The following is a 21,026-nucleotide window of genomic DNA, read 5'->3' on the forward strand; positions in this document are numbered from 1 at the left end:
CGCCCTATCTCCCACGCACTCCGCAGATCGAGCGTGCTCTGCGGCCGCCACCAGAAGTGATGCTGGTTCGGGTGACAAAGGATATGGACGCAATGAGACTGATCACAAGACTCGTCCACCCGGACGTGAAGGCCACGACAGGGACGGTCCTGACCCGCCGCGCAGCGCGCGGGATCGTCTTGCGCGAGCGCTCGATCCTGCTTTTGTTCACCGAACGCTACAACGATTTCAGTTTTCCCGGCGGCGGCGTGGCCGAGGGCGAAGAACTAGTCGACGGGCTCAAGCGCGAACTCGAAGAGGAAACCGGCGCAAGCAATGTCCGGGTGCAGCGCGATTACGGCTATATCGAAGAGCTACGGCCGCATTGGCAGCCCGGTTTCGATCTGATGGCCATGACCTCGCATTTCTATTTCTGCGATGTCGATCCTGATCTGAGCGCCCCACAGATGGAAGATTATGAGAAGGCCAACGGGATGCGCCCGCTCTGGGTCGATCTGGACGAGGCCATCGCGCATAACCGCGGTGTCATGCAGCGCCGCGAGGTCAGCATGGGCCTCTCGATCCAGCGCGAAACCTATTTGCTGGAAGAATTGGCGAGCGATCTGGCGAAAACGGCATGACGGGGGCTGCCTTGCACGATGCCGTCCAGGGCACGGTCGATCACGCCTTGCGCGGATAGGGCCGCAGACCCAGCAGGATCTCGGCCTGTTCGCTCAATGGACGCTCCAGATAATCGCTGTCGGTCTGATCTGCCAGTTGTGCGCGCAGCAGGTCATACACCAATTCGCGCGGCTGGCTGGTGTCGATCTCGACGCATTTGCCGCGACCCTTGAAATGCTCGACAATCGGCAAGGTCTCTGCCTTGAATGTCTCGAACCGTTGTTTCATGCTTTCGACACTGTCATCGCTGCGGTTTGAGTACTGTGCGCGACCCAGAATGCGCTGCGTCAGTACCTCGAGCGGGCATTCGAAATAGATCATCTTGGGTAAATCGCCGGTATCGCCAAAAACTGCATACCAGGCATCCATATTGCTGAAGGAGCGCGGAAACCCGTCGATCAGGAAGTTGCGATTGCCGGTGTGGCGGATCGTGCGTTCGATGGCATCCTTTAGCAAACTGACCACGATTTCATCGGGCACCAGCGTGCCGGCATCGACATAGCCCTTGATCAACTCGGTTTTCGGACCGCCCGCCTTCAGCTCGGCCCGCAGGAGATCGCCGGTGGAAAGGTGGGTCCAGCCAAGCTGGATATCGGCCAGTTCACACATCGTGCCCTTGCCCGCACCCGGACCGCCAAGGATGAACACGATGTTCGGCTCGGGGTGTGGCAGACGTGGATCGCAGTGGTGAAGCGTTACCTTTGGCGCGGGTTCGGCCCCCATCTTGTAGACGTTCCAGGTCCGGTCAGCAGGAGGCAGCGCGTCGTCGCAAGTGATCTCGTAGGCCAGATGCCCATCCAGCCGCGAGATGCGCCAGGATTTGTAGGTGTTGGAATAGGAAATCGCGGGGCTGCGTTCACCTTTGCCATCTGCCCGGTCCCAGGCGTGTTTGCCGTTCCAGTAGCCAATGCTCGACATCGTGCCGGACTCGGATTTGGCGGGCGGTGCGGTGGAGGGAACGTAGAGGCCGTCGACCTCGGGCAGGCCCGCACCTGACACCTCGATGAACAGGGTGTGCGGTGCGGATGTGTCGGTTTTCGTCATGAGTTACCTTTCCTAGTGATCGCGCCCGTGTGCGAACCAATGGCTTCGACATGCCGGCCTACCGTATTGCTGGCCGTGAGGTTACATGCGCAGAGATCGGGTCTGCTTGCGGAAAGTGCGGACAATCTGACCGCAGCCCGAGCGAGCCTATGCCACAAGATTAGCGACATTTACAAACCTTTGAGCAGAAATAGTACCTTCGGCCGCCCGCTCGGCAAACCACCGTGTTGAGAAGGGGATGGCTTGTTCAGACGCGGCGATGACCGTCGATGAAATATTTTATTTATTTATATCAATGTCTTATGATGGAGAGGGTTGGACGTCAGGCCCATCCCCTCCGCCACACTCAAATGCTGAATCCGTCCAAGGGCCCCGATTGGGGCGTTTTTCTTTTTGTTTCAAAGGGCGTTGGCAGGGCCATCCGCCCTTCGGAGACCGGGCGTTTGACGTAGAAAGGGTCTCCGAATGGCCTGCGTCTCTCTTCGAGCGCCCTCGACGGCCACAGGACGGCGCAAAACATCCTCGCATTTCCAATGGGTTGCCGGGTTCATGGGGTCGCCCCGTTCGCGAGATAATCCGGTGACGGAGACCGACACGAAGGCGCAGGGCCGTCAGAAGGACGGCTCCGTGGCGGCCGATCAACCGGGCCGGTGCGCTGGTGCATGGGCCGGCGACAGCAGCAAGATCCCTGCCGGAAGTCTCTGATGACAAACAGACTTCGCGCCCATAGCCTGGCGCAATGTCGAACGGGCCCTGGACAGATGAAGAGAATGACCTCATCGTCGCGGATTACTTCGCGGTGCTGGCCAATGACATCTCCGGGCGCCGCTACAGCAAGGCTGAACACCGCCGCGCACTCCTCCCGCTCCTGAACGACCGGTCCGAGGGGTCCGTCGAGTTCAAGCACCAGAATATCAGCGCGGTGCTGAAGGGGCTCGGCGAGGACTGGATCCCCGGTTACAAGCCCGCGTTTAACTTCCAGATGACCTTGGTGGATGCCGTGGCGCGGTGGCTGGCGCTGAACCCGGCCTGGCTCGGGCGCCAACCTGGCCTGCAACCCGCAGGCGGTTTGCGCGAGGCGGCGCAGATCTGGGTGGGTCCGCCGCCGACGCTGTCGAACCAGCCGCCGCCGCAAGAACTTGAGCAGATGCTGCACATCGCCCGCAAGTTCGACGTGGCGGGCCGGGACGAGCGCAACCGGGCCCTCGGGCGCGCGGGCGAGGAGCGTGTGTTGGCGCATGAGCGCGCGGCATTGCGGACGGCAGGACGTGACGATCTGGCGCGCAAGGTACGCTGGGTGTCGGAGGAGGATGGCGACGGCGCGGGCTACGACATTGCGAGTTTCGCTCCGGACGGGTTTCCGCGGCTGATCGAGGTCAAGACGACGAACGGATGGGAGCGCACGCCCTTCCACATCACCCGCAACGAGCTGGCCGTGGCCGAGGAGCGCCGGTCGGAATGGCGCCTGTTCCGGCTGTGGAATTTCTCACGCGAGCCGAAGGCATTCGAACTGCACCCGCCGCTGGACGCGCATGTCTCGCTGACCGCGACGACGTTTCAGGCGAGCTTTCACTGAGGCTCAGTCGAACACCTGCCCCGGCTGTTCGTGCCATGGCAGGGCCGCGACGTCGGTCAGTTTCAACAGTGTCACCGCGGGCACCTCGCGCTTGTAGACCAGTCGCTTGAGGACACCCGGCGCGAGATAGGCGAGCCGCAGCTGTCGGCTGACATGGCGTTCGGCAAGCCCCACGGCTTTCGCCAGATCGGTGACCGTGGTGAATTCGCCAGCCTCCATCCGCCGCCGCCAGCCCCACGCCCGGCCGATGGCGCGCAGGATATGCGGATCCTGCGTCCGGTCTTCGCTGGGCAGATATGTGGCGGGCGGCATGATCTTCGGCCGCCCGTTCTGCTTGCGGACCTTGAGCGGCACGAAGATCTGGATGGACTCGTCGGGTTTCATCATTCCGCCGCCACCTTCTTTCGTGGCGCCATCATGTCGTGCATGACGCCCGAGACGCCGTCGGTCCGGACATCGATCACCAGCCCCTCGGACGTCACGGTGACCCGGCGCACCAGCAACTGCACGATCCGGGTCTGCTCCGCAGGGAACAGCTGGCCCCAGACGTCCTCGAACGTCTGCAGCGCGGAGATCACGTCGGCCTCGGCGAAGGCGTGACCCTCGCGCGCCAAATGGGCAATAACCTGTGCCGTGATCGAGGGTGCGCGCATCACCCGCCGCAACTCGGTCACCACGGCCGCTTCCACGAGGTCGGCAGGAAGACGGCGCGGGATGCCCTCATCTCTGGGTTCGCGATTCTTGATGACGTCCATTGAGACGTAATACCGGTATCGCCGCGCGCCCTTTTTCGTGCTGCTCGGGGTCATGGCCGCGCCCGTGGCCGTAAAGATCAGCCCCTTGAGCAACGCAGGCGCCTGCGCGCGGGTGTTGTTGGCGCGCTTTCGCGGACTCTCGCGTAAGATGGCATGGACCTGATCCCACAGCTTCTGGTCGATGATGGCCTGATGCTCGCCGGGATAGGCCTTGCCCTTGTGGACGTCGTCGCCGCGATAGACGCGATTCGCCAGCACCCTGTAGAGATATCCCTTGTCCACCAAGGTGCCCTGCTTGTTGCGAAGCCCCTTGCGGCGCAGTTCGCGGGCCAGCACGGTCGCTGATCCGACCTCGACGAACCGTTCGAAGATGCCGCGCACCGTGGCGGCCTCTTCCTCGTTCACCACGAGTTTGCGGTCCTTCACATCGTACCCGAGCGGGACATAGCCGCCCATCCACATCCCCTTCATGCGGGAGGGGCGGACCTTGTCCCGGATGCGCTCGGCCGTGACCTCGCGCTCGAACTGCGCGAAGCTGAGCAGGATGTTCAGCGTCAGCCGCCCCATAGATGTCGTCGTGTTGAAGGACTGCGTGACCGAGACGAAGGTCACGCCGTTGCGGTCGAAGACCTCGACCAGCTTCGAGAAGTCCATCAGCGACCGCGACAGGCGGTCGATCTTGTAGACGACCACCACATCGATCAAGCCATCTTCGATGTCGGCCAGAAGCTGCTTGAGGCCGGGCCGCTCCAGCGTCCCGCCGGAGAAGCCGCCGTCGTCGTAGCGCTCGCGCAGCGCCACCCAGCCCTCGGCGCGCTGCGAAGCGATGTAGGCCTCGCAGGCCTCCCGCTGGGCGTCGAGGCTGTTGAACTCCATGTCGAGCCCTTCCTCGCTCGACTTGCGGGTGTAGATGGCGCAGCGCAGGCGGCGGACGGGCTCGGGCTTCGCGCGGCTCATGGGCGGGCATCCGCGCCATGGGCCAGCCCGAAGAACTTCCACCCGTTCCAGTGGCTGCCGGTGATCGCCCGCACGGCGGCCGAAAGCGACTTGAAACGCCGCCCCCGCCATTCGAAGCCATCGGTCAGAACGGTAACGACCTTCTCCTCCCCCTCCCATTCGCGCACCAGCTTGGTGCCGGGGATCGGGCGGCGGGGATCCGCGATCAGGGGGCCAGGCGCGCCGGTGGCGACCTCGGCCGCCAGCGCGTCCAGCGTGCGCCGCGTCGCGGGCCTGATCCCGCCATGGGCCAGTTCCTGGATCCGGTAACCGATCCGAAGCTCCAGGTTCCCCCGGCTGGCGTTGGGCGCGGGCTCGCCGAACATCACCCGCCACTTGCCCTGCAACTCGGGCACCGTCATCGCCTTCAACGCCGCCAGTTCCGCCAGGACGTCGATCTCCTCTGCCTGGCGCGCGAGCGCAGCCTTTGCATCTGAATTCCTATTGTTTTTCCTCACGTTGTGTCGCGAATGTGGTGGAATTTGCCAAGCAGCGCGCTCCGGGCATGTAACGTTGGCTCCGGTCAGGCCGCGAGGTCAAGAGGCATCGGCACGAGAGGCTGAGAGAGGGTTTCCCAGCCATCGACTTTTCGCATCTGGATCTGCCCTGACGCCAGGAGCGCCCATAGCAGCATCGGCACGGTTTCAGCGCAGGGCAGCACGGTCTGGGTCTTGATCCGGCGCCGGAATTCCTCGTTCAGGCGCTCGATGGCATTGGTGGTCCGTGCGGATTTCCATTGTGAAGGATCGAGGCGCGTGAAGCTGAAGAGCCGGTCACCTGCTTCCTCCAGGCTATCGGCCACGGCCCGGCACTTCAGCTTCCACTTCCGCAGGAAAGCCTTGCGACGCTTCTCGATCTCGGCGGCGGTGTCGGCGTAGATCATGTCGCGGTAGTCTTCGCTCAACTCGTCGTGCAGGCGCTTGGGGGCGTGGCCGAGCAGGTTACGGTGCTTGTGAACCGTGCAGCGCTGGATCGGCAGGTCCTCGCCCCAGAGCGCCACAAGCGCGGCCTCAAGGCCGGGGGCACCATCAACGATCACGAACTCGGGCCGTCTGAGGCCCCGCGCATCCAGGTCGGCGAGGAAGCTGCCCCAGGCAGCCGTGCTTTCGCCGCCCATGTTCCTGATCGAGAGGAGCACCTTTTGCCCGTCGCGCCGCACGCCGATCGCCGCCAGCACCGAAATGTTGGTGGCCTTGCGGTCCAGCCGGGTCTTGATGACGGTGCCGTCGAGAATGAGCCGCACGATCTCTTCGCCGGTCAGGTCGCGGGCGGACCAGGCGTCCCAGTCGACCTTCACCTTGCGCCAGGCCCGGCTGACGACATCCTTGCTCACGGCGCCTTCGAATAAGCCGAACAGCGCCCGCTTGACCCGGCGCGTGTTGGTGCCAGCCAGGTAGACCGCTGCGATCAGTGCCTCGGCCCTCTTCGTCAGCCGCTTGTAGCGTGGCAGGGCCTTCGAGCGCCATTCGCTGATCTTGCCGGCCTCGTCCTCGATCCGGGCACGAGGAACCCGCACCGTCTCAGTGCCGAATGTGCCGGTCAGCTGTCGGTCGCGATGCCCGTGGCGGTAGCCCCTGGACCGCTCGTTGCCGCGGCCGTAACGAAGCCGACCAAGAAAGTCGGCAAGTTCCTCTTCGAACATGGCCTCAATGGTGGCCCGGACATTCGCCCGCAGGCGATCCTCGATCGGATCATACCCGCCTGCCTCGGGCAGTAGCGAAAAGGACGAGTTGTCGATATTCTGCTTCATGGCGTGATCTCCCTGGCGGTTGCAGCCGCCGGTTGGGTGGGTGTTGGTTCACCCGGAGATTACGCCACCAGCCAATTTCTACCACTTCCGAGACACGACCTTTCCTCATGCGTCGTCTCCAACTCGGTTTTGCACCTGTCTCCGACGACGGCGTCTGAGGGCGAGAATGTCCAGCGAACTGTCTCCGTCGAGCGAAGAATTCTCGTTCGTTTCCCGTGGGTTGGTGCGCGCGATGGCGCTGGCGAGGATGACGGCCAGCTCCGCCAGCCGCTCATCTGTGGAAAGGTTCTCGGCGGGCGGCGCGAAGGCGATGTCGTATTGCATGGTGAGCGAACCTCCTGAGGCGGTTTGCTCCGTGTTCGCCGGTCGTGGCGAGGTGATTCAAGTCAAAACAATGGGTTGTCGTGTGCCCGCGTTCTCACGCGTAGCTTATGGTATCCAACGCTGACATGATGTCAGACGCCAATCTGGGCAACATTCAGGTTCGCGATTGCCGTTTCTACTTCGGTGTAGAGGTCAGCCTCAACGTCACCGGCATCCAGTTCAACGACAAGTGCAAAGCGCGCCACCTTCTGGTCGACGTTCTGAACGGACTTGGATTTCCACCATCCCGCCACTGGGTGGACGGCGAGGAGATTTCGCCATGCAAGATCTGAGGCGGGACAACGAAGCTCATCGATTTGCAGGGAACCTACGTCACGCCGGTTGCGACCGAAGATCCAGCCGTCATTGTCGGCGACCGGATCGGTATCCGGGTCATCGGCCAGCTTGTTTATCCGTGCCTGGAATTGTGCCTGGTTCTCGTTGGCTCGGTTCAGCTTGAACCGCAGATTATGGGAGGCATAGCGGAATTTCGAGCCGCGAGCCGCTTCCGAAGGATTGGGTTCGACAAAGGTGCTGAGTGCCACGCGAAGAGTGACTTCCGTCGCGCCCAGCTGCCGGAGCGCCTCTCTTGGCCAAGGCAGCTGAAAGAATTTCATCTGGTTGTGGACGGGCTCGGCTCCAGCGGTAGCGCTTGGCCGGTACGGGATAATCGTGTCTTGAACGATGAGGGACAGAGCATTGGCGGCGCTACGCCTTGCGCGCGTCTGATCGGGCACGCCGTAGCCGTATCTCTGAAACAGTCGTACGAAGTCGCCCTTTGAAGGATTTGCCGGAAGGTGCGCCTCCATCTGCCGCGTCCATCGCGCAGACGAGACGAAAATCGCCCGGATCGTTTCCGGCCATAATTGTGGGTAGTCTTCCCAGAGTTCGGTGATCGCTTTGGCTGCGAGCGCCGTCGCCGCACTTGTGTCAGCAGTCGTCGTAAGCGACCGCAGTGGGTATTGGTGGTCCGTGGTAAGAAGCGAGAGCGCCGGGTGACTCAATGGCGGAGGAAGGTGATCTTGAACCCAGTTTCCGCCCTCCATCACGATGTCGGGCTTGATCGGCCAGTGTTTCGACCAGCTTGCGGTGCGCGACGACGGTGCCAGATCGCCCATGGGGGCGACGGCGTGTCCGGGCAGGCCAGCAGGCAGTCTTACCTTTTCGGTGTAGGCACCCACACAGATCGCGTTCCAGGCTTGGGCAGGAGACTCGACCTCATGATCGGGATCATCACAGATCGAGAGGTAATCACCACCTTGGAAGCGGTTCTGGTCAGTATTCCCCGCAGAGATCACGAATAGCCGCTTCTGACGCTGGTTACCGGAGACCCCCGCCGTCAATTGATCAATTTCGCTCGACCATGAAGTCGGTGCGCCGTCATGAGGCGTGTCTTCGTCGGTCGTGCTGGCCATCGAGAAGGTTCTGCCTCGCGCCGCGTTAGCTTCGACCGCGTTTACTGCCTTCAGAACGACGGCACCAAGCAGGTGGTGAGGATTCTGACCAGCATCAGGGATGATCTTGGCAGACTCAAGTCGATGTCTGACACGAACCGGCATGTTGCTTTGAATCACCGGCAGGAGATCTCCGTAGAGCGATAGGCCCGCCAACTGCGTGCCGTGCCCTCGGGTGTCGTCTAGACCCCATCCCGGTTCCGCTGCGTGCCGGTCGGCCGGGTAGAGGAAAGGCCGAACCAAGGGATGATTCAGCCCGATGCCGCTATCAAGGAGCGTGATGTATCGTGGGTCCGCAACGTCGGGGGGCTGCAATAGATCCTCCATCGCTCGCGCCCACTCAGCCTGTTCCTCAGGCGGCATTCCTTCGAAGAAATCGGACAGGACGGTGGGCGCGGCGATAGCTTTCACTGCTCCATAGAAGCGGACAGCCTCGGCTATTTGGGCATGCGTTCCGTGACCAACGACCACAACGTCTTCCGGAAATTCTAGGCGCCCGCCTTCCGCTTGTCCTTCGCCCCCTTCAAAGCGGATCCCAAGACCGTGCGCGTGCGCAATGAAATGGTCAGCTTCGTTTCGATCTAGCCAGATTTCCCAAGGATGTGTTGCTCCGTCGTCTTCGGGGAACTTTACAGATGGGCTCCGCCAGAGGGCGCGCAGCCCTGCTTCGACGATGGCCGAAATGCTTTGCACGAGATCCGCGTTTCTTGGCCTACCCGTCCTCGTGTTCTCGTCTTGGAAGGCCTGGACCTTCTTCCGGAGATTGCTCACGCCGGCTGGCGACGCGAAAACGGTGGCACGGGCCGGAGCTGCTTCATTCTCTGGGTCGGCAGAAACCTTCAGAAGACGGAGGCCGCTGGCGTCGAGGCTCTTCGTCACGAAGGGTTCGTTCAGCCTCGCTTGGATCTCGAGGTATACACCGGGGCGATCCTGCCCCGCCGGATCTCCGATTTGGTCAATCGCTCGCAGGAGCGCCTGCGCATGTGCGCGGCGGTTCGGGACGTCACTTGGTCGTCTTGGCTGACCGCCGACCTTGGCCTGAAACGCGACCGCTTGTCCGAGGTTGTTTACGATCAGATGAGGGCGATTTCGTTCCATTCGGCGATGTTCCAAGTCCCTGCAACGAACGTCTGCGCTCCATCGAAGCGATCAGCGTGTCCGTCAGAATTCGGTCTGTCGAGGACAAGACAGCGCGTCTTCCCGCGTCTTCGCCCGCAGCAACAACATCTGCCGTCGATAGGCCTTCCGCAACCCTAGATACAGCGTCCCAATCCACATCATCGACGTTGAAACCGATCAGGCGCCGCTGCATCGCCTTCTGGACGGCTTGCCTTGAGGGCAGCTCATAGGGCAGCACCAGTTCGAAACGCCGAAGGATTGCCCTATCGAGAATTTCAGGAATATTGGTGGTGGCGACAACAATCGAAGGGCCAGTATCTTCATCGAGGAACTGCAGAAACGAGTTCAGAATTCGTCTAGCTTCGCCAACGTCGTTTTCGTTTCCACGCGAAGCAGCCAGCGCATCTATCTCATCGAACAGATAGACACCGCGCGTTGTGCGGATCGCATCAAAGATCAGGCGCAGTTTCTGCGCAGTCTCACCCATGAATTTGGTTATCAGTCCGTGCAGAAGCACCGTGAACAGCGGGAATTTCAGCTCTCCGGCCAATGCCTCGGCGCTCAAGGTTTTTCCTGTCCCAGGCGGACCGGAAAAAAGAAGACGTCGGCGTGGATGCAGACCCTTTTCCTCCAGAAGGTCACGTTTCCGAGTCTCGACAACGATCTGGCGCAATTCGTCAGCGAGGTGGTCTGGTAGGATCAGATCGCTGAGAGTGGTTGTCGGATAGCGTGCACCCAGGATGCCGGCGAGATCGCCGCGCGGCGCGGCCAGCGGTGTCAGCTTTGCAGTAGCACTGGTCTTTGGAACGCGCGATGCCTCCGCCCACTGGCGCAGCTGTTCCGCCAGTCGAGTGTGGCCACGCTGCTCTTCCGCGGCGGCAAGCTGCATTGCGAGATCGAAGAAGCGCTCTTCGTCCCCCTCCGCGTGGCTCTTTACGAGCCCGATAAGTTGCTGTGCCGACGCCATTTTCGAGCCTTTACGACTTTCTCGGCGCAGCCTAGACTACTACGCCTTTCTCCATTGTTTAGCAATGTCGCTGGCTGATGCGCCAGCGAAACCGGTCCTGCGACCTGAGTTTTTCGGTCACGTTGCCGAGGAGACTCAACGCCGCCTCGGGCGATCAATGCCGTGTTGCGCCTTTCACCTTCCCATCTGTCTCCAGCCGCAGCGCCGCCCGCCACAGCGGCGTCTTCACGAACATCGCCTCCTCGGACCGATAGCCGGCCTCCGCTCGCTCCTGCTGCAGCAACCCGGCCCAGCAGAGCGGGCGGAGCACCTGGATGTAGAGCTGGCCCATCACCTCGTCGTAGCGCGGAAGCGGACCCGTCTCGGGAGCGCCGAAGAGAACGCGGCGGAGGTGGCCGCCGGTGGCGCCGTCCTCGGTCTCGGCGTTCAGCACATTCAGGAACACGTCCCAGTTGGCGAGGATCGGCGCATCCTCGAAGCGCGACATGCTGGCGTGGTTGATCCGGAACAGGAAGAACGGGACGACCGTGCCGAAGATCCGGCCGGGATGGCCCGTCAGCGCCTGGCCAGCCTTGGTTGGCCGGAATTCGCCCTTGTAGTGCCGCCCGAGCTTCATCGCGATCATCAGGTCGTGAAGCACCATCAGCGGGGCGAAGTCGGGCTCGTTCAGCACCTTGTTGACGGCGAAGAGGTCCGCCTCGGTGTGGCCGGGCCAGTCGAACTCGGCCGCGGCCCAGTGCACGAAGACCCGCTTGAAGGCCCTGGACGGCGTCAGGGAAATGCCGCCATGCTCGTCTACCCAGGCGAAGGTCTTCTCCATCCCGCGCACCAGCGGCGAGAACACCAGCGCCGGATCGGCATCATCGACCTCGCGGAACGCAATCACCTCAGATCTCCCGCGCGAACCAACGGATGCGGCCGACGATGTGGATCTCGTCGGCCGTTCTTTCGTATTCGGGGTAGTGCTTGTTGTCGGAGATGACGCGCACCGCGGGCGGGTCGCTGTTGGGGATGTGCTCGAGCCGCTTGGCGACCAGCCCCATCCCGTCATCCAGCACGAAGATGCCGGGCGGGTTGGGCGCACGCCGGGTCATGTCGACCAGCACCGCGTCACCGCTCAAGAGCGTCGGCGCCATGCTGTCGCCCTCGACGTGCATGATGCGCAGCTGCGACGGGCTGGCCTTCAGCTTGTGGCGGATCCAGGCCTGACGGAAGTGATAGACGCGGCCGGGGGTGTCGCCGTCCTCGGTCACGACCGCGCCGCCGCCCATCGCGGGGCGCGGGGTGGCATGGGCGATGGCCACGAAGGCGTCGTCGGGATTGTCCACGAAGGGGGGCTTGCCCTCGACCTCGCCCATGCCGTGGATCAGCCAGTCGCGGTCCACCTTCAGCACGCGGGCGACCTCGGCCAGCCGGTCGATACCGGGGCGGGCGGAACGGCCGCGCAGGATGTCGTAGATGAAGGAGCGGTTGACGCCGGCCATCTCGGCGACATGGGCGGGCGTCAGGCCGAGCTGGTGGGCGCGGGCCCGCAGGCGGTCGGCCAGTGTGTGCTGCTCGGTCATGTTTTCCCCAAGGGATTGTGGATGGATTAGGATAAAACAGGATTAATGCGGACCCGTCAAGCGATTAGAACAAAACCTAAACACTCGCTGCGCGGAATCGGGGGCCCGGATGGAGATCGAGAAGTCGTATTTCACCCTGCCGGAGATCCTCGCGCGCTGGTCGATGGCCGAGGCAGACCTCGTCTACCTTGCCGAGAACGACCAGCTGCGGCTGTCGATCCGGGTGTTCAACCTCGGCGTCGAGTTCGGCGACTACGAGGAGACGCCGGAGGGGGAACGGTTCCCCGTCCCCTTCGAGCGGGGGCCCTTCAACGGCCTCCTCGATCTCCACGCCCATGACGTCTTCCAGCTCTTCCGGCATGGCGAGGTGAAGCTCGCCCGCTTCCGTTCGCCGAAGGGCGACTATGCCTGCCTGACGGGAAAGCCCGAGCATATCACCATACGGCAGCGCGATCTTTTCCTCAGGCGAGAGGAGCGCGACCGGTTCGAGATCGAGACCGGATTCGCGGGACCGGCGGCGGGTCCACGCCCGGGCGCCTTCCATGCCTCGGCCGACTATCAGGATGCCCGCTGCAACGGCCAGCATTTCCGGCTGGGCGCGATCCAGGCGCAGGTCGTCCGCGCGCTGCACGAGGCGGGCGGGCGCGGCGAGCCCTGGCAGAGCGGCAAGGCGATCCTCGCCGCGGCGGGCTCGCGCTGTCTCAAGATGGCGGATGTCTTCAAGTCGAAGAAGAACTGGCGGCTGCTGATCGAGTCGGACGGCCGCGGCGCCTATCGCCTGCGCGGGCTCTGACCTTCCCCAATTCCTCCCTTCCGCGCGCCTTCCCGGTCCCGCTGTGGGATGCGTCGGGGGATGAGAGGGGGATGGCGATCCCCCGCAGGGCCGTTCACCCTTGGATTGAAAGGTTCCGGATAATCCCCCTCCGTATCCCCCGCCAGTCCTGACGACATCCCATCGCGGGATTTCGCATCGTGCTCCCAGGAACCGACACCGGGAGAGAACGATGCAGCAGAAGACCTGCCTCACTCAGAAGGAGCTCGCGCGGCGCTGGACGATCTCGCACCGCGCGCTCGAGCGCTGGCGATGGGCCCAGGAAGGCCCCGCCTACATGAAGCTCGGCGGCCGGGTGGTCTACCGGCTCGAGGACATCGTCGCCTTCGAGAAGGACCAGCTCACGCACACCGCCGACAGCGCGCGGGGGGCGGCATGATGGAGCGCCGGTCCGCCATCCGGCCCGGCCGGGTCGTGTCGATCTTCGGCGCCGCCGGGCCCGCCCTCGACGAGGTGGGGCTGTCTGCCTGGATCGCGCAGGCCGCCCCGGGCGAGGCGCTGGTCTATCACCGCGGCTTCCTCGCGGTGGACGCCACCGGCGCCGTCTCGAACCTTACGCCCGAGCGCCAGCGCACGCTGCGGGGTGTCGCCGCCGCCACCCTGCGCGCGGCCGAGCGGGAGCTCGTCCACCTCGTGCAGGTCCGGCTCGGCCCCGACCACTTCGCCTACATCGCCGTCGCCCGTCCAAAGCCCGGACCCGCCGGCGCCGCCCTTTCCGTGCGCCTCCTCGAGGCCGCCTGACGCCATCCCCCATCACGGAGACCCCCATGCCATTCCCCGAGAACACTCCTTCGATCGACGAGCTGATCAACCTGCCCGCGGGCGAGATCGCCCAGCTTCCGGTCGAGCTTCTGGCCGCCCTGCAGCGCGAGATCGACGCCGCTGCGAAGCAGATGAAGGCCGTTACCGCGCGGTTTTCCACCGCGCTCGAGGTCCGCTACGCCGCCCGCGCCGCCGAGGCCCGCCGCGCCTGTGGCAAGGACACCGGCACCGTCCGCCTTGTCGATGGCGATTTCACCGTGGTCGCCGACCTGCCCAAGCGCGTCGAATGGGACCAGGCCAAGCTCGCTGCGATGGTCGAGCGCATCCGCGCCGCGGGCGAGGATCCGGCCGAATACGTCGAGATCAGCTTCAAGGTGCCCGAGCGCGCCTATGCCGCCTGGCCCGAGGCCATCCGCCAGGGCTTCGAGCCCGCCCGCACCGTCAAGACCGGCATGTTGAGGGTCGAGATCCTGCCGCAGGAGGATCGCACGTGAGCCTGCCCATCATCACCGCCGACCAGCGGCTGGCCGAGACGCGGGGCGTCAAGGGCGTGATCTTCGGTCCCTCCGGGATCGGCAAGACCAGCCTGCTCTGGACGCTCGAAGCCTCGACCACGCTGTTCTTCGACCTCGAGGCGGGCGACCTCGCCATCGAGGGGCTCCATATCGACGTGGTCCGGCCGCGCACCTGGAGGGAGTGTCGCGATTTCGCGGTCTTCATCGGCGGCCCGAACCCGGCGCTGCGGCCGGAACAGCCCTACAGCCAGGCGCATTTCGACGAGGTGTGCGGCCGGTTCGGAGATCCGCGCGTCCTCGCCAAATACGACACCGTCTTCATCGACTCGATCACCGTGGCCGGGCGGCTCTGCTTCCAGTGGTGCCGCGGCCAGCCCGAGGCGCATTCGGAGAAGACCGGCAAGCCCGACGTGCGCGGCGCCTACGGGCTTCACGGGCGCGAGATGATCGGCTGGCTGACCCACCTCCAGCACACGCGCGGCAAGAATGTCTGGTTCGTCGGGATCCTCGACGAGAAGCTCGACGACTTCAATCGCAAGGTCTTCGTCCCGCAGATCGACGGCGCGAAGACCGGTCTCGAGCTGCCCGGCATCGTCGATCAGGTCATCACCATGGCCAGCCTGCCGGACGAGCGGAACCGGCCCCAGCGCGCCTTCGTCTGCCAGACGTTGAACCCGTGGGGCTACCCGGCCAAGGACCGCTCCGGCCGCCTCGACCTCGTCGAAGAGCCCCATCTCGGCCGGCTGATGGAGAAGATCCGCGGCCCGCTGATCCCTGCGGAACGGCGGCTGACCTATGCGCCGCCGCAGCTGCCCCCGCCGCCCGGTCCGACGGCGACCGAAACCCATTCCCATCCCACAAACTGAAAGGACCCGAGCCATGTCCGGTCTCTGGAACGACTTCAACGACGCCCAGTCCAACACCAACCTCATCCCCAAGGGCACGCTGGCAAAGGTGCGCCTGACGATCCGCCCTGGCAGTTTCGACGATGCGTCGCAGGGCTGGACCGGGGGCTACGCGACCCGCGGCTCGACCGGCACCGTGTATCTGAACGGCGAGTTCACGGTCACCGAGGGGCAATATGCCCGGCGCAAGATCTTCACCCGGATCGGGCTCTACAGCCCGAAGGGACCGGATTGGGCGAACATGGGCCGCAGCCTGATCCGCGGCATGCTGAACTCGGCGCGCGGGATCTCCGACAAGGATCAGTCCCCGGAGGCGCAGGCGGCGCGACGGATCGGCGGCTTCGCCGATCTGGACGGGATCGAGTTCCTCGCCCGGATCGACGTCGGAAGCGACGCCATGGGCGAGGAGAAGAACGAGATCCGCGCGGCGGTGACGCCCGATCATCGCGACTATGCGCAGGTCATGGGGCTCGCGGCACAGCACGGCTACCAGCCGCCCGTGCAGACGGCGCCCCGGCATGCGCCGGTCCAACAGCCTGCGGCATCGCCGGTGCCGGGCCGTCCCGCCTGGGCGCAGTGAGGGCGCGATGCTCCTCCGTCCCCGCCAGAAACTCTTCGTGGAGCGCAGCCTCGCTGCGCTCTCCGCCCGCGACAACACGCTGGGCGTGGCGCCCACCGGCGCGGGCAAGACGATCATGCTCTCGGCCGTCACCGGCCGGATGACCGGGGACGGCGCCAAGGCCTGCGTGCTCGCGCATCGTGACGAGCTGACCAGCCAGAACCGGGCGAAGTTCGTCCGGGTCAATCCAGACACGGAGACCTCCATCGTCGATTCCGCGACCAAGTCCTGGGAGGGCCAGGTCGCCTTCGCCATGGCGCCGACACTGTCACGCGCCGCCAATCTGCAGGCCATGCCGAATCTCGATCTGCTGGTGATCGACGAAGCGCATCACGCTGTCGCCGACAGCTACCGCCGCATCATCGCCCGGGTGCGGGATGCCAATCCGGACGCCCGCGTCTTCGGCGTCACGGCGACGCCGAACCGGGGCGACAGGAAGGGGTTGCGCGAGGTCTTCGACAACGTCGCCGACCAGGTCCGTCTGGGCGAGCTCATCGCCTCGGGCCATCTCGTGCCGCCGCGCACCTTCGTCATCGACCTCGGCGTGCAGGAGCAGTTGCGCGCCGTCCGCAAGACTGCCGACGACTACGACATGGCCGCGGTCGCGGCGATCATGAACCGCGCGACCATCACCGAGGAGGTCATCCGGCACTGGGAGGAGAAGGCAGGGAACCGCCAGACGGTCGTCTTCTGCTCGACCGTCGCGCACGCCATGGACGTGGCGACCGCCTTCAACGAGGCCGGAAACCCGGCCGCCGTCGTCCTTGGCGACATGGGCTCCACTGAGCGGAAGATGGTGCTCGAAGCCTATGCGACCGGCGAGGTGCAGGTCATCGTCAACGTCGCGGTCCTGACCGAAGGCTGGGACCACCCGCCCACCTCCTGTGTGGTGCTGCTGCGGCCCAGCTCCTGCAAGTCCACGATGATCCAGATGGTCGGGCGCGGTCTGCGCACTGTCGATCCGGCCGAACATCCCGGCGTGATCAAGACCGACTGCATCGTGCTGGACTTCGGGATCTCGAGCCTGACCCACGGCACGCTGGAGCAGGATGTCGATCTGGACGGTCGCGATCCTGAGCCGGGTGCGGCCCCGACCAAGACCTGTCCGGAATGCGAGGCGGAGATCCCGCTCGCCTCGCGCCAGTGCCCGATCTGCGGCCACGCGTTCCTGCGCGACGGGGCGCCGCCGCTCGAAAGCGTCGTCCTGTCAGAGATCGATCTGCTGAAGCGGTCGAGTTTCGTGTGGGAGGATCTGTTCGGCGACGACGCGGCGCTTATGGCGAGCGGCTTCAACGCCTGGGGCGGCGTGTTCTTCCTCGAGGGCCGCTGGCATGCCGTGGGCGGCGCCAGGGGACAGCCGACGCGCCTTCTCGGCGTGGGGGATCGGACGGTCTGCCTCGCGCAGGCCGACGACTGGCTGAACAGATACGAGAGCGATGAGAGCGCCTTCAAGTCCAAGCGCTGGCTGACACAGACGCCGACCGAGAAGCAGCTGCAATACCTCTCGCCCGCGCAGCGGCAGGATTACGGGCTCACCCGCTATCGGGCGTCCGCGCTGATCACCTTCCAGTTCAACCGCCGCGACATTCGCCGGCTTGTCATGACGGCCGCGCCCGAGCGGAGGGCGGCGTGAACCATGTCGCGCAAGTCCCGTCCCCGCCCGCAGAGGCTCCGGATCGACCGGGCCGTGATCGCCTCTGGCATCCCGGGCGGTCATTTGCGCGGTCTGCACCGCACGTGCCCGCGGCTTCGGCTGGTTCGATCCCCACCGGCCGCGGCCCCACCGCACCCGCCGCTGGTTCTGCTCCATGGGCTGCCAGGCGGCCTTCACCCGCAAAGGGAAAGGAGGACTGAGCATGGTCGATTTCACCGAAGAGGAAACCCGGGCGCTGCCCGCCGTCATGCGCGCGCTCGCGCCCGAGATGGAGCGGATCGGCTGGGACTGGCCGCTGGGCCAGCTGACGCAGAACAACATGCACCGGCTGATCGTTGCCACCATCGAGGCCTTCCGCGCCGAGATGGCCGAGATCGCCAGCCAGTCGGAGATCCCGTTCTGATGCTGGATTTCAACAAGCGCCCATCCATGGGCGAGAGGATCAATGCAGCCATAGATGCCGCCCTGGAGGCCGAGTGTGCTGCCACGCCGCCGCGCGACTATCTCGGGGCGTCGCGGCTGGGCCACGCCTGCGAGCGGGCGTTGCAGTTCGAATTCGCGGGCGCGCCGAAGGACGAGGGCCAGGACTTCTCCGGCCGGTCGCTGCGGATCTTCGCGATCGGCCGCACGCTCGAGGATCTCGCCATCCGCTGGCTGCGGACGGCGGGGCTGGACCTCTACACCCGCAAGGGCACCGCCCGGACGGCGAGCAGTTCGGCTTCTCTGTCGCGGGCGGGCGCATCCGCGGTCATGTCGACGGGATCGTCGCCGAGGCTCCTGCGGCGCTGGGGCTGCGCACCCCGGCGCTCTGGGAATGCAAGACCATGAACGCGAAGAACTGGCGCGAGACGGTGGCCAAGGGCGTGACCGTCGCGAAGCCCGTCTACGCCGCTCAGATCGCGCTCTACCAGGCCTACATGGAAGGGACGGTGCCGGGCATCTCGGCCGCGCCCGCGCTCTTCACCGCGATCAACAAGGACACGGCCGAGCTGCACCATGAGCTCGTGCCCTTCGACGCGGATCTGGCGCAGCGCATGTCCGACCGGGGCGTGCGGATCCTGCGGGCGACGGATGCCGGCGAGCTGCTCCCGCGCATCGCCGCCAATCGCGACTTCTTCGAATGCCGGTTCTGCCCCTGGGCCGGGCGCTGCTGGGGGCTGCCGGCATGAGCGACGACAACATCGTCCATTTCAATCCCTGGCGGGATTTCAACGACGCGGCGCCGTTGCCCGATCCCTTCGCCATCGAACCCGACGCGGACCAGATCGCCCGCTTCGTCGATGTCGTCTTCGGCTACTCCGAGGGGCTGATCCCGGTTCGCGGGTTCGTCGACAAGGGCCAGGGCAAGGACGGCCGGCCGCACAACATCTGGATTGACGCGAACGCCACCGCGCCCGAGAAGCTCGCCACCTTCGCGGGCTGGGCCGCGCGCGAGGGCGCAGCGGTCTACGTCATCCCCGGCACGGTGGCGGAAACGGGCCAGGCCCGCGCCGCCGACGTGCTGCAGATGCAGAGCCTCGTGGTCGATCTCGACTCGGGCAACATCCCAACCAAGCTCGATCATCTCGTCCACCACCTTGGCCGGCCGACCCTGATCGTCGAGAGCGGCGGGCGCACACCCGAGGGCGCGACCAAGCTGCATGTCTGGTGGAAGCTGACCGAGTCCGCGGAGGGGGCGGACCTCGCCCGGCTCTGCCAGCTTCGGGGCGAGATCGCGCTGAAGGTGGGTGGCGACACGCATTTCCGCTCGGCCCACCAGCCGATCCGCGTGCCTGGCACGGTCTATCACAAGGGCGGGCTCACCCGGCTCGTCCAGATCCGCGCGGCAGCCGATCTCGAGGTCGACCTCGCCAAGTTGGCCGAGCGCGTCGCCGACATGCCGCCGATGCCCGGCGTCGGCATGGCCACGGCCGAACCCCGTGAGAAACCCGCCATCGACGACGTGCTGGTGACGCCGGTGCATGAGGGCGGCGCGGACGAATGGTCCCGCTTCGAGGGGGCGTCGGCCGCCATCGGCTATTTCCTGCGGCTGGTCCACGAGGGCCGGATCTCGATGGACGAGGGCTGGACGGCGATCTGCGGCTACAACGCCGCGATGCTGCGCCCCGCCTGGCCGCTCGACCGGCCTGTTCCCCGCACACGCGGGGATGAACCGGCATATAAGCAGCGCCTGCGCGATGAGGCGGACTGTTCCCCGCACACGCGGGGATGAATCGGTCCGGCAGGCGTTCGAGGAATCCGACATATCCTGTTCCCCGCGCACGCGGAGATGAAGCGCGATCCTGAACTCGCGCATGTCGCGGCGCATCCTGTTCCCCGCGCACGCGGAGATGAACCGATGGTTAAATCCCTATGATCTTCTCGGCTATCCTGTTCCCCGCGCACGCGGGGATGAAACGTGCGGCGGCCAGCGTCGGACAGGCGCGCGACTCTGTTCCCCGCACACGCGGGGATGAACCGCTGTCGGCAGTCGGGCCGTCTGCTCTGGCTGTCTGTTCCCCCCGCACATGCGGGGATGAAACGGTGGGGGTTATCGATAGTGTCCCACTGCCAAGCGGCAAGCACGCCCAGGCGGCTAGCACGCCCAGGCGGCTAGCGCTCCAGTTCCGAGCAACCTGGAGCCGGATCCAAGCCGACGTTTCACGCGCTTCCTTCAAGGAGAGCGTCGGGAAGTCACCCAAGGTGATCCACAAGCGGCGTTAGTCGCCCCGCTCACGCGGGACTTGAACCTGAAATCGCTTGGCGCCAGAAGGATACAGGCGGACATAAAGGCCGTTCCTATCGCTGAGGCGCTCCTTGTCGACGCCGAACCTAGCGGCCGCGAGTTTATTTACGGTGACGGGTATATGTTTTCCTTTTGGGTGTTACTCAGGTAGGAAAAGGGTATCGAACGGCATCGAGTTTGACTAAGCGCGCATGAGGGGATAAGAGGACTACTGAGGAATAAAATTATTCACAAACAATAACTTGCGATCATTTCGCGACGCCCCCTGAGGCATCGTGCATGGCTCGCTTGAACTTCCTTTGCCTCCGCCATCACATCAATAAAATCAATCACTTGCAGTAGATTGTCCGCGATACCCGCCATTAGACCCGCCATCCTGAAAACGCTTGTATGCTGCTGATTGCGACAGAACAGGCCAGGGGCATGGGGTGCCGCGGGCTTGTCTGCGGGTGGCGTTGATTTGATTTCCCCTGATTTCCCGACCACCCACAGAAAACCCCACAGGGCGTTGCGGAATGTTCTGCGCCTTGGCAGAAGCTGGCGGACGTGCGGCAGGGACACTTGCGCGGCATAGACCACTATCACGGCAAGTCTTGCAAAAAAAAAGACGCTGATCAGGCCAGGAAGCACCGCGTTCCCCTCGGTCCAGAGCTGATCGAGCTTGTGGATCGCAGGTAATATGAGCCACAGGAGATGTCCAGCGAATATTGCTTCAAGGGGAAGCTTGTGCGGACCATCACATAGCTGTCTGAAGCCATGGGCAGT

24 protein-coding genes are annotated in these 21,026 nt (G+C 64.6%); 13 read left to right on the plus strand and 11 right to left on the minus strand.

Annotation, left to right across the window (positions count from 1 at the left end; translation table 11 throughout):
• Positions 1-59: 59 nt before the first annotated feature.
• Positions 60-620 carry an NUDIX hydrolase gene (locus GB880_RS09695; protein WP_229774394.1) on the plus strand — a complete coding sequence of 187 codons (561 nt, stop codon included), beginning with the start codon at positions 60-62 and terminating at the stop codon, positions 618-620.
• A 40-nt stretch (positions 621-660) separates the two neighbouring features.
• Here GB880_RS09695 and GB880_RS09700 read toward each other — a convergent pair whose 3' ends face one another.
• Positions 661-1,704, minus strand: a complete 1,044-nt coding sequence (locus GB880_RS09700) for a nucleoside monophosphate kinase (protein ID WP_154493676.1) — start codon at positions 1,702-1,704, stop codon at positions 661-663.
• A gap of 739 nt (positions 1,705-2,443) precedes the next feature.
• On the opposite strand from GB880_RS09700, the gene GB880_RS09705 reads away from it, so the two are divergent.
• Positions 2,444-3,280 (plus strand): DUF3883 domain-containing protein, encoded by an 837-nt coding sequence (locus GB880_RS09705; RefSeq protein WP_154493677.1) that lies wholly within the window; start codon positions 2,444-2,446, stop codon positions 3,278-3,280.
• Positions 3,281-3,283: 3 nt separating this feature from the next.
• Here GB880_RS09705 and GB880_RS09710 read toward each other — a convergent pair whose 3' ends face one another.
• From GB880_RS09710 to GB880_RS09750, 9 genes are all read right to left on the minus strand, one after another.
• Positions 3,284-3,667, minus strand: a complete 384-nt coding sequence (locus tag GB880_RS09710; protein ID WP_154493678.1) for a hypothetical protein — start codon at positions 3,665-3,667, stop codon at positions 3,284-3,286.
• Positions 3,664-4,992 (minus strand): recombinase family protein, encoded by a 1,329-nt coding sequence (locus GB880_RS09715; RefSeq protein WP_154493679.1) that lies wholly within the window; start codon positions 4,990-4,992, stop codon positions 3,664-3,666. The genes GB880_RS09710 and GB880_RS09715 overlap by 4 nt, the downstream gene beginning before the upstream one ends.
• On the minus strand, positions 4,989-5,489 hold the full coding sequence (locus GB880_RS09720) for a DUF2924 domain-containing protein (RefSeq protein WP_263467099.1): 501 nt from the start codon (positions 5,487-5,489) through the stop codon (positions 4,989-4,991). The genes GB880_RS09715 and GB880_RS09720 overlap by 4 nt, the downstream gene beginning before the upstream one ends.
• A gap of 65 nt (positions 5,490-5,554) precedes the next feature.
• Complete coding sequence (locus GB880_RS09725; protein WP_154494635.1) at positions 5,555-6,781, minus strand: IS256 family transposase; 1,227 nt, start codon at positions 6,779-6,781, stop codon at positions 5,555-5,557.
• Positions 6,782-6,886: 105 nt separating this feature from the next.
• Positions 6,887-7,105 carry a hypothetical protein gene (locus GB880_RS09730; RefSeq protein ID WP_154493487.1) on the minus strand — a complete coding sequence of 73 codons (219 nt, stop codon included), beginning with the start codon at positions 7,103-7,105 and terminating at the stop codon, positions 6,887-6,889.
• A gap of 131 nt (positions 7,106-7,236) precedes the next feature.
• On the minus strand, positions 7,237-9,696 hold the full coding sequence (locus GB880_RS09735; RefSeq protein WP_229774374.1) for a S8 family peptidase: 2,460 nt from the start codon (positions 9,694-9,696) through the stop codon (positions 7,237-7,239).
• Positions 9,602-10,684: an AAA family ATPase gene (locus GB880_RS09740; RefSeq protein WP_154493486.1), complete on the minus strand. Its 1,083-nt coding sequence runs from the start codon at positions 10,682-10,684 to the stop codon at positions 9,602-9,604. The genes GB880_RS09735 and GB880_RS09740 overlap by 95 nt, the downstream gene beginning before the upstream one ends.
• A gap of 154 nt (positions 10,685-10,838) precedes the next feature.
• The gene (locus GB880_RS09745; protein WP_263467100.1) at positions 10,839-11,570 is read right to left on the minus strand and encodes a hypothetical protein; all 732 of its coding nucleotides are present in this window, start codon (positions 11,568-11,570) and stop codon (positions 10,839-10,841) included.
• 1 nt (position 11,571) lies between these two features.
• A complete protein-coding gene (locus GB880_RS09750) occupies positions 11,572-12,249 on the minus strand; it encodes an XRE family transcriptional regulator (RefSeq protein WP_154493485.1) in 678 nt (225 codons plus the stop codon).
• A gap of 109 nt (positions 12,250-12,358) precedes the next feature.
• On the opposite strand from GB880_RS09750, the gene GB880_RS09755 reads away from it, so the two are divergent.
• The 11 genes from GB880_RS09755 (at position 12,359) to GB880_RS09805 (ending at position 19,748) form a co-directional block, all read left to right on the plus strand.
• Positions 12,359-13,042, plus strand: a complete 684-nt coding sequence (locus GB880_RS09755) for a hypothetical protein (RefSeq protein ID WP_154493484.1) — start codon at positions 12,359-12,361, stop codon at positions 13,040-13,042.
• A gap of 211 nt (positions 13,043-13,253) precedes the next feature.
• Entirely contained in the window at positions 13,254-13,460 is a 207-nt protein-coding gene (locus tag GB880_RS09760; RefSeq protein WP_154493483.1) for a helix-turn-helix transcriptional regulator, read from the plus strand.
• Positions 13,457-13,822 (plus strand): hypothetical protein, encoded by a 366-nt coding sequence (locus GB880_RS09765; RefSeq protein WP_229774373.1) that lies wholly within the window; start codon positions 13,457-13,459, stop codon positions 13,820-13,822. The genes GB880_RS09760 and GB880_RS09765 overlap by 4 nt, the downstream gene beginning before the upstream one ends.
• 26 nt (positions 13,823-13,848) lie before the next feature.
• The gene (locus tag GB880_RS09770; protein ID WP_154493482.1) at positions 13,849-14,337 is read left to right on the plus strand and encodes a hypothetical protein; all 489 of its coding nucleotides are present in this window, start codon (positions 13,849-13,851) and stop codon (positions 14,335-14,337) included.
• Positions 14,334-15,224 carry an ATP-binding protein gene (locus GB880_RS09775; protein ID WP_263467101.1) on the plus strand — a complete coding sequence of 297 codons (891 nt, stop codon included), beginning with the start codon at positions 14,334-14,336 and terminating at the stop codon, positions 15,222-15,224. The genes GB880_RS09770 and GB880_RS09775 overlap by 4 nt, the downstream gene beginning before the upstream one ends.
• 13 nt (positions 15,225-15,237) lie before the next feature.
• Complete coding sequence (locus tag GB880_RS09780) at positions 15,238-15,843, plus strand: hypothetical protein (protein ID WP_154493481.1); 606 nt, start codon at positions 15,238-15,240, stop codon at positions 15,841-15,843.
• Positions 15,844-15,850: 7 nt separating this feature from the next.
• Positions 15,851-17,515 (plus strand): DEAD/DEAH box helicase, encoded by a 1,665-nt coding sequence (locus GB880_RS09785; RefSeq protein ID WP_154493480.1) that lies wholly within the window; start codon positions 15,851-15,853, stop codon positions 17,513-17,515.
• A 223-nt stretch (positions 17,516-17,738) separates the two neighbouring features.
• Positions 17,739-17,939: a DUF6511 domain-containing protein gene (locus tag GB880_RS09790; protein ID WP_154493479.1), complete on the plus strand. Its 201-nt coding sequence runs from the start codon at positions 17,739-17,741 to the stop codon at positions 17,937-17,939.
• Positions 17,939-18,364, plus strand: a complete 426-nt coding sequence (locus tag GB880_RS09795; RefSeq protein ID WP_229774372.1) for a hypothetical protein — start codon at positions 17,939-17,941, stop codon at positions 18,362-18,364. The genes GB880_RS09790 and GB880_RS09795 overlap by 1 nt, the downstream gene beginning before the upstream one ends.
• On the plus strand, positions 18,361-18,705 hold the full coding sequence (locus tag GB880_RS09800; protein WP_229774371.1) for a hypothetical protein: 345 nt from the start codon (positions 18,361-18,363) through the stop codon (positions 18,703-18,705). The genes GB880_RS09795 and GB880_RS09800 overlap by 4 nt, the downstream gene beginning before the upstream one ends.
• Positions 18,702-19,748: a hypothetical protein gene (locus tag GB880_RS09805; protein ID WP_229774370.1), complete on the plus strand. Its 1,047-nt coding sequence runs from the start codon at positions 18,702-18,704 to the stop codon at positions 19,746-19,748. The genes GB880_RS09800 and GB880_RS09805 overlap by 4 nt, the downstream gene beginning before the upstream one ends.
• A 741-nt stretch (positions 19,749-20,489) precedes the next feature.
• On the opposite strand, the gene GB880_RS09810 is transcribed toward GB880_RS09805, so the two are convergent.
• Complete coding sequence (locus GB880_RS09810; RefSeq protein ID WP_154493478.1) at positions 20,490-20,891, minus strand: hypothetical protein; 402 nt, start codon at positions 20,889-20,891, stop codon at positions 20,490-20,492.
• Positions 20,892-21,026: the final 135 nt, after the last annotated feature.

The organism is Paracoccus sp. SMMA_5_TC, from assembly GCF_009696685.2.
Taxonomy (GTDB): Bacteria; Pseudomonadota; Alphaproteobacteria; order Rhodobacterales; family Rhodobacteraceae; genus Paracoccus.